Below are 12464 nucleotides of genomic sequence, written 5' to 3'. Positions count from 1 at the left end.
CAGAGCGGCCCCGGCTATCGCGGATCAGAACCCTACACTGGCCTGCACATAGAAGGTCCGCGGCTCCCCCACATAGATACCGGCATTGTTGTCGCTGGAGCGGGTGAAGTACTGCTTGTCGAACAGGTTCTTCACCCCCGCCGCCAGCTTCAGGTTGGACAGGTCCGCGCCGAACTCATACCCGCCACGGGCATGCCAGGTCACATACCCCGGAATATCGCCGTACTGCCCATCGGCACTCGGCTCGGTGATGTAGTCACCGTTGAAGCTGCCATCGGCATTGATTCCGGTCCCTGGCGCACGCTGCTTGGACTGGGCGTAGGCATCCAGATTCCAGGTCCAGCGGTTGATCGCGTAGCGCACCCCGGCAGTGGCCACCTGACGCGAATAGAACGGCAGGTCACGGCCCTTGAAACCGGGAATATCCCCTTCATAGGTCGCCCGGGTATAGGTGTAGCCACCGCTCACCGACAGCCCCTCCAGGCGCGGGTCCAGCCCGGCCAGGTCATAACGTGCAGAGGCCTCTATGCCCTGGTGCTTGGTCGCCCCGAGGTTGGTCCAGCCCACGTCGTTGCTGATGTACTGCAGCTCGTCATCGAAGTCGATGTAGAACGCCGTCAGCTCGCCGGCGAAACCGCCGTTGTCATAGCGGGTCCCCAGCTCGTAGGTCTTGGCTTTTTCCGGCTCCAGGCCGTTGGCCGTGCTGTTGCCGGTGCCGCCCTGGCCCAGCTGGAAGTACTGCAGGCTGCCGAACGAGGTCTCGTAGTTGGCGAACACTTTCCACGCATCGGAGATGTGGTACATCACGCTCAGCGCCGGCAATGGCTCGTTGCTGGTGATGCTGCGGTTCTTTTCCGCTACCGGCTGGCCGTTGGCACCGAGCACCGGGCGGTCGCGCCAGTCGGTATTGATGTGTTCGAAGCGGATGCCAGGGGTAATGGTCCAGTTGCCGACATCGATCTTGTCATCGATATAGTAGGCACTGGCTTCGGTGCCACCGCTGCGGTCCTGGAACACGTGACCGTCGGAGGTCGGCGTGGGCAGCGGCACATTGTCGATCAGCGCGAGGCGGGTCGACTGCTCGCGCATGGCTTCTTTCAGGTAGCGATAGCCGACACTGACTTCCTGGGTGGTAGGGCCGGCGAAGAAGATCCGCGACACCCGTGGCTCGATGGCGAAGGTGTGGTAGTTGCGCGGGTAAGACGACAGGGTCTTCATGTCGCGGGCGGCGATGGCGCTGCCACGGAAGCTGTCGGTGTAGTAGGTCAGCACTTCGAACTGGGTGGCATCGTCGAGCTGGCGCTGCCACTTGAACGACACGTCCTTGCGCCGGCCGGCGAAGTAATCGTAGTCGCGCAGCGACTGGTACGGGTTGCTGTCGTACTGGGCCTGGGTCAGGCCTCCGGGCATGTCGGCACGGCCATCGTAGTAGTGGAAGTTGAGCCAGAACTCGTCGACGTCGGTCGGTGCCCAGTGGGTCTTGAGGATGACGTCGTCGATGTCGTTGCCGTTGTTGCTTTCGCGATAGCCATTGCCGTTCACACCGGTATAGAGCAAAGCCACACCCATGCCATTGTCGGCGGTGCCGCCGACGAACGCCGACTCGGTGTGCTTCCAGCCACCATGCCGGGAAGTTTCCAGCGTGGTGGACAGTTCAGCCGACGGCTTTTCGGGAATCGCCCGGGTCACGAAGTTGATCACCCCGCCGACGTTCTGCGGGCCATAACGAACAGAACCCGCACCGCGCACCACGTCAATGCTGTCGAGGTTGCCCGAGGAGATGGGTGCCATCGACAGCTGCGGCTGGCCATAGGGCGCAAAGGCTGCCGGGATGCCGTCGATCAGCACGGTCGAGCGCGGCGACAGGCGCGAGGTCAGGCCGCGCACACCCACGTTCAGCGACAGGTCACTGCCACCGGTGCCGTTGCTGTCCTGCACCTGCACCCCCGGGATGCCGCGCAGCACGTCACGCACGTTCATCGCGCCCTTCTCTTCCATCGCCTCGCGGCGTACCACGGTACGTGCACCAGGGTGGTTCTGCACCACGGCCTGGTCGGCATCACCCAGCCAGTCACCGACCACCTTCACATCGGTAGGCGCCAGCTCCAGGCTGCCGGTGGTGAGCGTGCCGGCAGCCTGGGCCGGTTTCACCACTACCGTGTCTTCGGACTTCTCGTAGGTCAGGCCGCTACCCTGCAGCAGTTGCTGCAGGGCCTGCTCGGGCGCCAGGTTGCCGGACACCGCCGGGGCCTGCTTGCCGGCGACCAGTTCGGGGCTGAAGAACAGCTGCAGGTCAGTCTGCTGGCCCAACTGGCTCAGCGCCGAGGCCAACGGCTGCGCCTGGATCTGGATTGTGCGCTCGGCCTGCTCGGCCTGAACGTTCACGGTCACGGCGCTGACCGCCAAGGCCAGCGCCAGAGCGCTCAGGCGTGGAAACGGTTTGTTGTTGTTCACGTCGTCGAAACATCCGGAAGAAGGAATAAACGCCAACCGCATGCAAATGGAAATGCTTGGCAGTTGCAGCTGACGGGGGAGACGAACGAGCGGAAAAAAACCTGAATCTATTTCGCGACTATTTCGCGGGAACCGTCTTCATGGGCCTTGATCGCCACCGGCAGGATGCTCGGCAAGGCGCGCAGCAGCGCGTCCGTGTCATCGGTGCTGAAGGTGCTGGAGAGGCGCAGTTGGGCAACCTTGCCAGGTGCCACGCGCAAAGGCTGGGTGCGGTAACGCGACACTTCGGCTACCACATCGGCGAGGGTGGCGTTGTCGAACACCAGCTTGCCCTGACGCCAGGCGGTCAGCTTGGCGGCGTCCACTGCCTGGGGCGCGGCAACTCGCCCATGCGCATCGATAGAGGAACCCTGACCTGCACTCAGTTGCGCCAGCGAAGTGTCGCGGCCCTGCACGCGCACCGAGCCCTGTTCGACCGCCACCCGGGTAGCTGCAGGGTCCAGGCGCACATCGAAACGGGTGCCGGTGACGATCACGCTGCCTTGGGCGGTGTCGACCACGAACGGACGGCTTCGGTCAGGGGCGACGATGAACATCGCCTCACCTGCGTTCAGTTGAACATGACGACGACCTGGGCTGAAATCGACCTGCAGCTCGGTTGCGCTGTTGAGTTCAAGGCGCGAACCATCGGGCAGCTCGACCTGACGGCGCTCGCCAAAGGCGGTCTGCAGCTGACCCTGGTGATTGAGCTGTTGCTGCTGCCAGGCCGTCCAGCCCAGCCCCAGTGCCACCACCGCTACACTGGCCGCCAGTGCCTGGCGCAGCAGGCGCCGTTGCGGCAGCTGTGGAATCGGGTCCGGCTCGCACAGCGCTTGGAGGCGCTGGCGGGGGATCAGCTGCGCCGCGCTCCAGACCGTGGCCAGGGCATCGTACTCGGCACGATGGCTGGGATCGGCAGCCAGCCAGGTACGCAGCTGCTTTTGCAGCGCGGCATCGCGCGGCGCATCCTGTATTCGGACGAACCATGCGGCCGCCTGCTCACGGACGGTCTCGGAACCGTGCTGTTTCATGGGAATGGTCTCCTGACTCATCGTGCCGACACATCCAAGTGCTCACGCAGATGTCGGAGCGTGCGGATCATATACTTTTCGACCATGTTCTTGGTCAAACCCATGCGCTCGGCGATCTCGGCCTGGCTCAGGCCTTCAAGCTTCTGCCAGATGAACACCCGGCGGCAGTTCAGTGGCAACTCGGCCAACGCCCGCTCGACGCTGTCGGCCAGTTCCAGGGCCTGGACGTAGGCTTCCGGATCGTCGCTGGTGGCCACGCCTTCATCGAACGCTTCCAGTTCCAGGGCCTGACGCCGGTCTTCGCGACGGAAACCATCCACGGCGATGTTGCGGGCGGTCTGGTGCAGGTAGGCACGGGGCTGCTCGACCTGTTCGCGCGGGTTTTCCAGCACCCGGAGGAAGGCATCGTGCGTGAGGTCCTCGGCCTGCTGACGACTGCGCAACTTGCGCGTCCAGGTGCCGATCAGCTCATGGTAGTGGTCGAGGAAGCCTTTGTGTGCGGACACGTTCAGGGTCGTCAGGGAGGCGGATTAGGGTGCGAATAGTAATGTTTCTCATCCATAACGGCAAATCCGCCCGACGGTAACAAAAAATTTATCGTGTTTTTCATGCACGGCAGTGCCAGGAAAATGTGGCCATAAATATGAACACCTGAGGCCTTTTCGCGGGCTCGCCCGCTCCCTCGGGAATCGCTTGATGCCTGTAAAAAGGGGCTTGCCTGCGCAGGGGTCAAAACGCTCCATTCCACAATTTTTTACGCTTGAAACACCCCGGGGAACATCAGCCGGTCATGCCAGTCGGTTATTCAACGGGTAGCGCGCCGTTCCACGACGATCGCACCCGGTTTGCCTGTTGATTCTGCATTCTTCACGCCCTAAAGTGCGCGCCGAACGTCCATGCTGGAAACGATCCATCCGGCTCAAGTACTGAGTAGGCGAACCAAAGTGGGGATACGGAGGACGTTCAGTTTGCAGCCACTTAATCATTCAGTTTGCCCATGGAGTCCCTGAGCATGTCGATCCAGGTCGAAGACTATTTCGCGCGTGACACCTTCCAGAAAATGAAGGCGTTCGCCGACAAGCAGGAAACCCCGTTCGTACTCATCGACACCCAGATGATCAGCCAGGCCTATGACGACCTGCGTGCTGGTTTCGAATTCGCCAAGGTGTACTACGCGGTCAAGGCCAACCCGGCCGTCGAGATCATCGACCTGCTCAAGGAAAAAGGTTCGAGCTTCGACATCGCCTCGATCTACGAGCTGGACAAGGTCATGGGCCGTGGTGTCAGTGCCGACCGCATCAGCTACGGCAACACCATCAAAAAATCCAAGGACATCCGCTACTTCTACGAGAAGGGCGTGCGCCTGTATGCCACCGACTCGGAAGCCGACCTGCGCAACATTGCCAAGGCCGCACCGGGCTCGAAAGTGTACGTGCGTATCCTCACCGAGGGCTCGACCACTGCCGACTGGCCGCTGTCGCGCAAATTCGGCTGCCAGACCGACATGGCCATGGACCTGCTGATCCTTGCCCGTGACCTGGGCCTGGTGCCTTACGGCATTTCCTTCCACGTCGGTTCGCAACAGCGCGACATCAGCGTGTGGGACGCGGCCATTGCCAAGGTCAAGGTCATCTTCGAGCGCCTGAAGGAAGAAGACGGCATCGAGCTGAAGCTGATCAACATGGGTGGCGGCTTCCCGGCCAACTACATCACCCGTACCAACAGCCTCGAGACCTACGCCGAGGAGATCATCCGCTTCCTCAAGGAAGACTTCGGTGACGACCTGCCGGAAATCATCCTCGAGCCAGGCCGTTCGCTGATCGCCAACGCCGGTATCCTGGTCAGCGAAGTGGTGCTGGTCGCACGCAAGTCGCGCACCGCCGTCGAGCGCTGGATCTACACCGACGTGGGCAAGTTCTCCGGCCTGATCGAAACCATGGACGAAGCCATCAAGTTCCCGATCTGGACCGAAAAGAAAGGCGAAGCCGAAGAAGTGGTCATCGCCGGCCCGACCTGCGACAGCGCCGACATCATGTACGAGAACTACAAGTACGGCCTGCCGTTGAACCTGGCTATCGGTGACCGCCTGTACTGGCTGTCGACCGGTGCCTACACCACCAGCTACAGCGCAGTGGAATTCAACGGCTTCCCGCCGCTGAAGGCTTACTACCTGTAATGCGAAACGGGGCCGAAAGGCCCCGTTTTCGTATGTGCTCTGCGGTACTGGCGCCCATAGGGACCGCCCCACATTGGAAACCGGCGCTGCAACTGTTGGAGCGGGTTTACCCGCGAACAGGCCGCACAGGCGACATCAAGCCTCGCGCCTTTCCAGCTCTTCGGCATAGCTTGCGGCGAAGGCCATCAACACCGGCCCCGCTCCCTGCAAGGTCACCAAGGCACTGCGCAGGAAATTCAGGTTCCCCTCGACCTTGGCTCGCTCCAGCCAGGTCCCGGCCTCGGCCACTTCGCCTCGTTCGATCAGCACCATCGCCAGGCTGAACATCCCGCGAAAATCCCCTGCCTCGGCCGAACGCCGATACCAGCGCACCGCCCGCACCGGGCTCGGCGCGGTGGCAATGCCATGCTCCAGGTAGCGCCCGTACAGGTTCATCGACTTGGCATGGCCCATCTGCGCAGCCTTTTCGTAACAGGCCAGTGCCTGCGCCTGGTTGGCCGGCAACCCGCGCCCGGTGGCCAGCAGGTTGCCGAGGTTGTACAGGCCCCAGTCCAGACCAGCATCCGCCGCACGGGCGTAGTGGATGGCGGCCTGCGACGGATCAACAGCACCGCCCCAGCCATGCTCCAGGCAACGCCCAAGCATGTTGTGCGCCATGGCACTGCCGCCCTGGGCCGCAATGCCGAACCAGCGCCGGGCGACGCCGGCATCCTGCTCGATGCCACGGCCATCGAGCAGGATCTGCCCGAGCAGCAGTTGCGCCTCGACCATGCCCTCCCCCGCCGCCGCCAGGATCGCCTGGGCCGCCTTGCCGGGGCTGTGTTCGAGCATCGCCTGCAGGCCGGCAGCATCCACCACTTCTTCACGACGCAGCTGATAGGACACGGCTCAGACCTCGGCCCAGCGGCGCAGCAGGTTGTGGTAGGTGCCGGTCAGCTGCAGCAAGGACGGGTGGTCCGGCACATCGGCGGTCAGTTGCTGGATGGCATTGTCCATCTCGAACAGCAACGCCCGCTGGCTGTCCTCGCGCACCAGGCTCTGGGTCCAGAAGAACGCCGCGTAGCGCACGCCACGGGTTACCGGGTTGACCTTGTGCAGGCTGGTGCCCGGGTACAGCACCAGGTCGCCGGCTGCCAGCTTGACCTGCTGCACACCGTAGGTGTCCTGAATCACCAGTTCGCCACCGTCGTAGCTGTCCGGTTCGCTGAGGAACAGGGTCGAGGACAGGTCGGTGCGCACCCGCTCCGGGCTACCCTTGGGCTGGCGCAGGGCGTTGTCGATGTGGAAACCGAAGTTGCCGCCTTCGCGGTAGCAGTTGATCAGCGGCGGGAACACCTTGTGCGGCAAGGCCGCCGACATGAAACGCGGGGTCTGCCACAAGCGATCGATCAGGGCGCTGCCGATTTCCTTGGCCAGCGGGTGCCCTTCCGGCAGTTGCAGGTTGTGCTTGGCCTTGGCCGACTGGTAACCGGCCGTGACCTTGCCATCGGCCCAGTCGGTTTGCGCCAATGCCTCGCGGATACGCGCCAGCTCATCGGCGTCGAACAACCCTGGGATATGAAGCAGCATGGCGGCGGCACCGTTAATATCTGTAAAGCGCCAATGATATTGATTCCCTTTTGCGATGCAAAGCCCTTGGCATGCCTTAGACGATTCAGCGTCCATAAACCGTAAAGAGAATATGTAAAGATTGTAAATTTATAGCGAATGGTAACGAGTCTCAATTGTGCCTTACAAATCCTTACATTAACATCCGCCGCCTTCACACCTTGGGGAAGGCCTACAACAATGCGTCACGTACCATCTGCAGTGAGCTCACCACGCCTGATCGTCACAGCCATCGGTGTCGCCTTCAGCGCGTCCGGCGCCTATGCCGCCGATCCGGTCGCCAGCACCGCCATCACCCTCGACGCCACCAGCGTCAATGGCAAGGCTGAGCAGGCCAGCACCGATTACAAGGTCGAAAAGGCCTCCTCGCAGAAGTACACCGCCCCGCTGGTAGACACCCCGCGCTCGGTCACCGTGATCCCGCAGCAAGTGATCAAGGACACCAATGCCCTGACCCTGCAGGACGCCTTGCGCACCGTGCCCGGCATCACCTTCGGTGCCGGCGAAGGCGGCAACCCGCAAGGCGACCGCCCGTTCATCCGCGGCTTCGACGCCCAGGGTGACACCTACCTGGACGGCGTGCGTGACACGGGCGCCCAGACCCGCGAAATCTTTGCCGTCGAATCGGTCGAAGTGGCCAAGGGCCCGAACTCGGCCATTGGCGGCCGCGGCGCTGCCGGCGGCACCATCAACCTGGTGAGCAAGCGCGCACACCTGGGTAACTCGCTCGACGGCGCCTGGACCTGGGGCAGCGACCAGACCCAGCGCTACACCTTCGATGGCAACTACCAGTTCAGCGACACCGTTGCCGGCCGCCTGAACCTGATGACCCACGAAAGCAACGTCGCCGGCCGTGACAAGGTCAATTACGACCGCTGGGGTATCGCCCCGTCGCTGGCCTTCGGCCTGGGCACCGCGACCCGCGTCAACCTTGATTACTACCACCTGGAAAGCGACGACCTGCCGGACTCGGGTATTCCGTACAGCATTCCGACCGCTGGCAGCGCCGCGCGTACCTCGGCTCACCCGAGCAAGCCGAACGATGGTGGCGACAGCGACAACTTCTACGGCCTGACCGACCGCGACTTCCGCAAGACCCGTGTCGACATCGCCACCTTCGCCATCGAGCACGACCTGACCGATGCGCTGACCATCAAGAACACCTTCCGTCACGGCAACAGCATGCAGGACTACATCCTGACCCAGCCCGACGACAGCAAGGGCAACGTCAACAATGGCAGCGTCTGGCGCCGCGCCAACACCCGCGTTGGCAACACTTCCACCACCACCAACCAGACCGACCTGTTCGGCGAATTCTACCTGGGCGGCCTGAAGAACAGCTTCTCCACCGGTATCGAGCTGAGCCGCGAAGAAAGCGATCGCGAAACCTACAACGTTGACACTGACACCGTCCCAGGTGGCGCAGCGAACACCAATTGCACCCCAGGCATGATCGGTGCCACCAGCGGCTACAACTGCACCTCGCTGAGCAACCCGAACCCGGATGATCCGTGGAACGGTGCCATCTCGCGCAACTACGCCGGCACCAACACCAAGAGCAACACCCGAGCCATCTACGTGTTCGATACCCTCGAACTGTCGCCACAGTGGCTGCTGAACATGGGCCTGCGTTACGACCACTTCGACACCCAGTACCGTGGCTACAACGCCAACGGCAGTACTGCGGTAAGTTCCAAGGGCATCGTCTCCAAGGGCAAGGACACCAGTGAGTTCGTCACCGGCCAGCTGGGCCTGGTGTGGAAACCGGCCGACAACGGCAGCATCTATGTGTCCTACGCTACCTCGGCCACCCCGCCGGGGGCCTACCTCGGCGAAGGCATGGAAGGCAACCCGCTGGGCAACACCACCGACCGCAGCGGCAACTTGCTCTCCAGCGACATGGAGCCGGAAGAAACCACCAACTACGAAATCGGTACCAAGTGGGACCTGTTCAACGAACGCCTGTCGCTGGCTGCGGCACTGTTCCGTACCGAGAAAGAAAACGCGCGCGTGCAGGTAAACACCACCACCTACGAGAACGTCGGCGAAACCCGCGTGCAGGGTATCGAGCTGTCGGCCAGCGGCAAGATCACCGACAAGTGGCAAGTGTTCGCCGGCTACACCTACATGGAAGCGCGCCAGATCGACGGCGGCCCGCTGGGTGCGGCCAATGACGGCAACCAGCTGCCGAACACGCCGAACAACAGCGCCAGCCTGTGGACAACCTATTCCATCACGCCGAAGCTGACCATCGGTGGCGGTGCGTTCTATGTGGATGACGTGTACGGCAGCGTGGCCAACACCACCATGGTCGACAGCTATGTCCGCTACGACGCCATGGCCGCTTACAAGTTGACCAAGAACGTCGACCTGCAGCTGAACGTGCAGAACCTGACGGATGAGGTGTACTACGACAAGGCCTTCTCCACCCACTTCGCCAACCAGGCGGCCGGGCGGACTGCACTGTTGACCACCAGCGTCCACTTCTGACGCAACACCGCCGAGCCCCGTTCATACCTGTGAGCGGGGCTTTTGCGTATCAAGGCATAATGCCCGCCCTGCGGTCCGTGGCAGCAACACAAGGTGATGGATGTGGTGAAGAAAACGCTGTTCCAACTGCACTGGTTGTTTGGCATCACCGCCGGGCTGGTGCTGGCATTGATGGGCATCACCGGTGCGCTGTACTCGTTCCAGGAAGAGCTGTTGCGCACCTTCAACGCCGATGTGCTCAAGGTCGAGGTACGCGCCGAAGGCGTGCTGCCAATGGGCGAACTGGTGCGTCGGGTCGAGGCCGAGCAAGGCGACAAGGTGTCGATGCTGTGGGTCGATGTACGCGAAGGCAATGCCGCGCGGGTGTTCTTCACCCCGCCACCGGGCGAGCGCCGCGGCGCGCTGCGCTATGCCGACCCGTATACCGGCGAACTCAAGGGTGATGCAGCCGGGCAAGGGTTCTTCAACCTGATGCTGACCCTGCACCGCTTCCTCGCCATGGGCGACACGGGCCGGCAGATCACCGGGGCCTGTACCCTGATGCTGGTGTTCTTCTGCCTGTCCGGCCTGTACCTGCGCTGGCCACGCAAGGCGCTGAACTGGCGCACCTGGCTGACGTTCGACTGGGCCAGGAAAGGCCGCGCCTTCAACTGGGACCTGCACGCCGTGGCCGGTACCTGGTGCCTGCTCTTCTACCTGCTGTTCGCGTTGACCGGGCTGTTCTGGTCCTACGAATGGTACCGCTCGGGCCTGAACAAACTGCTGGCTGACCAGCCCGCTGCCGGGCAGCAACAAAAGCGTGGCGAAGGCCGTGGCCGCCATGGGCCGCCCAAGGTCGACAAGAACGCGCCGCCACTGGTGGTCGACTACGACGCCATCTGGGCCAACCTGAAGGACGCTGCCGGCCCAGGCCTGGCCCTGTACAACCTGCGCCTGCCGCCGGCAGGTGGCCAGCCGGCCAATCTGTTCTACCTGCTCGAAGGCGCCGCCCACCCGCGCGCGTTCAACACCCTGGTGCTCGACCCGGCCAGTGGCCAGGTGAAAAGCCAGGACCGCTACAGCGACAAGTCCTTCAAGGCCCAGCTGCTGCAGAGCGTCTACGCCCTGCACGTTGGCGAATACTTCGGCCTGCCGGGTCGCATCATCGTCACCCTGGCCAGCCTGACCATGCCGCTGTTCTTCGTGACCGGCTGGCTGCTGTACCTCGACCGCCGCCGCAAGAAGCGCCAGGTACGCGCCGCTCGCGGTACCGTAGACAGCAGCCAGGCCAGCGGCGACAGCTGGCTGATCGGCTTCGCCAGTCAGAGCGGCTTCGCCGAGCAACTGGCCTGGCAGAGCGCCGGGCAACTGCAAGCCGCCGGCTTGCCGGTACAGGTGCGCGCCTTGGCCGATGTAGGTGAACACGACCTGCTTCAGGCCCGCCGCGCGCTGTTCGTGGTCAGCACTTTCGGAGACGGCGAAGCGCCCGACAGCGCCCGCGGCTTCGAACGCAAAGTCCTGGGCCAACCCTGGGCACTGAACCACCTCAACTATGCCCTGCTCGCCCTTGGCGACCGCCAGTATCCGCACTTCTGTGGCTTCGCCCGGCGCCTGCAGGCGTGGCTTGGCGAGCGCGGCGCCAGCAGCGCATTCAGCCCGGTGGAGGTGGACAACGCCGATCAGGCCGCCTTGCAGCAGTGGCAACAGGAACTGGCGCAACTGACCGGTGCGCAGCCTGTCAGCGCCTGGCAGCCACCGAGTTTCGGCAACTGGACGCTGGTGCAACGCGCGCTGCTCAACCCTGGCAGCCAAGGCCAGCCGGTCTACCTGCTCGGTCTGCGGCCCGAGCAACCCGCGAGCTGGGAGGCCGGTGACCTGGCGGAGATCCTGCCGCTCAATGGCCAGCCACGGATCGATGCGTTCCTCGACGGCATGGCACTCGACGCCAACGCCGTCGTGCACGTCGATGGCCTGCAGCAAACCTTGCGCCAGGCGCTGGCTGGCCGCCAGTTGCCAAGCCGTCGCGATCACCTGCTCGGCCTGCATGCGCAGGCGCTGGTCGATGCATTGGTACCGATCGGCAGCCGCGAGTACTCGATCGCCTCCATCGCCAGCGATGGCGTGCTGGAGCTGATCGTACGCCAGGAGCGCCATGCCGACGGCAACCTCGGCCTCGGGTCCGGCTGGCTGACCGAGTACCTGCCGCTGCAGGGCACCTTGAGCCTGCGCTTGCGCCGCAACAGCGGTTTCCATCTGCCCGAGACGTCAGCACCGATGATCCTGATCGGCAATGGCACCGGCCTGGCCGGCCTGCGCAGCCTGATGCGCGCACGGGTCAATGCTGGCGAGCAACGCAACTGGCTGCTGTTCGGCGAGCGCAACCGGGCACACGACCTGCTGTGTGGCGCAGAGCTGCAGGCCTGGCTCGACAGCGGCGATCTGGCGCGGCTGGACCTGGCGTTCTCGCGGGATCAGGCGGAGAAGGTTTATGTGCAGGATGTACTGCTGCAGCACGCCGAGCTGTTCAAGCGCTGGGTGGCTGATGGGGCTTGCGTCTATGTCTGCGGCAGCTTGCAAGGGATGGCGGCAGGCGTGGATGCGGCGCTCAACGGCATGCTTGGGGAAGCAGCGGTACAGCAACTGATCGAGGATGGGCGGTATCGGCGTGATGTGTACTGATTAGGTAT

8 protein-coding genes are annotated in these 12464 nt (G+C 63.4%); 3 read left to right on the top strand and 5 right to left on the bottom strand.

Translation table 11 applies throughout. The features are described from left to right. Positions 1-24: 24 nt before the first annotated feature. The 3 genes from L6D64_RS17190 to L6D64_RS17180 form a co-directional block, all read right to left on the bottom strand. Positions 25-2454 (bottom strand): TonB-dependent siderophore receptor, encoded by a 2430-nt coding sequence (locus tag L6D64_RS17190; protein ID WP_176508732.1) that lies wholly within the window; start codon positions 2452-2454, stop codon positions 25-27. Positions 2455-2561: 107 nt separating this feature from the next. Then, positions 2562-3524 (bottom strand): FecR family protein, encoded by a 963-nt coding sequence (locus L6D64_RS17185; RefSeq protein WP_176508733.1) that lies wholly within the window; start codon positions 3522-3524, stop codon positions 2562-2564. A 17-nt stretch (positions 3525-3541) separates the two neighbouring features. Beyond that, positions 3542-4030 (bottom strand): sigma-70 family RNA polymerase sigma factor, encoded by a 489-nt coding sequence (locus L6D64_RS17180; protein WP_176508734.1) that lies wholly within the window; start codon positions 4028-4030, stop codon positions 3542-3544. Positions 4031-4536: 506 nt separating this feature from the next. On the opposite strand from L6D64_RS17180, the gene L6D64_RS17175 reads away from it, so the two are divergent. Beyond that, positions 4537-5700, top strand: a complete 1164-nt coding sequence (locus L6D64_RS17175) for a type III PLP-dependent enzyme (protein ID WP_054887581.1) — start codon at positions 4537-4539, stop codon at positions 5698-5700. Positions 5701-5835: 135 nt separating this feature from the next. On the opposite strand, the gene L6D64_RS17170 is transcribed toward L6D64_RS17175, so the two are convergent. Both L6D64_RS17170 and L6D64_RS17165 read right to left on the bottom strand, forming a co-directional pair. Further along, the gene (locus tag L6D64_RS17170; RefSeq protein WP_176508735.1) at positions 5836-6585 is read right to left on the bottom strand and encodes a tetratricopeptide repeat protein; all 750 of its coding nucleotides are present in this window, start codon (positions 6583-6585) and stop codon (positions 5836-5838) included. 3 nt (positions 6586-6588) lie between these two features. Beyond that, the gene (locus tag L6D64_RS17165; RefSeq protein WP_054887579.1) at positions 6589-7269 is read right to left on the bottom strand and encodes a Fe2+-dependent dioxygenase; all 681 of its coding nucleotides are present in this window, start codon (positions 7267-7269) and stop codon (positions 6589-6591) included. Positions 7270-7488: 219 nt separating this feature from the next. On the opposite strand from L6D64_RS17165, the gene L6D64_RS17160 reads away from it, so the two are divergent. After that, positions 7489-9798, top strand: coding sequence for a TonB-dependent receptor (locus L6D64_RS17160; protein WP_176508736.1), 2310 nt, complete (start codon positions 7489-7491; stop codon positions 9796-9798). A gap of 102 nt (positions 9799-9900) precedes the next feature. Continuing rightward, complete coding sequence (locus tag L6D64_RS17155; protein ID WP_176508737.1) at positions 9901-12456, top strand: PepSY domain-containing protein; 2556 nt, start codon at positions 9901-9903, stop codon at positions 12454-12456. Positions 12457-12464: the final 8 nt, after the last annotated feature.

The sequence above is a fragment of the Pseudomonas urethralis genome, from assembly GCF_021602465.1.
Classification (GTDB): Bacteria; Pseudomonadota; Gammaproteobacteria; order Pseudomonadales; family Pseudomonadaceae; genus Aquipseudomonas; species Aquipseudomonas vlassakiae.
This window is presented reverse-complemented; position numbering and strand designations above follow the sequence as displayed.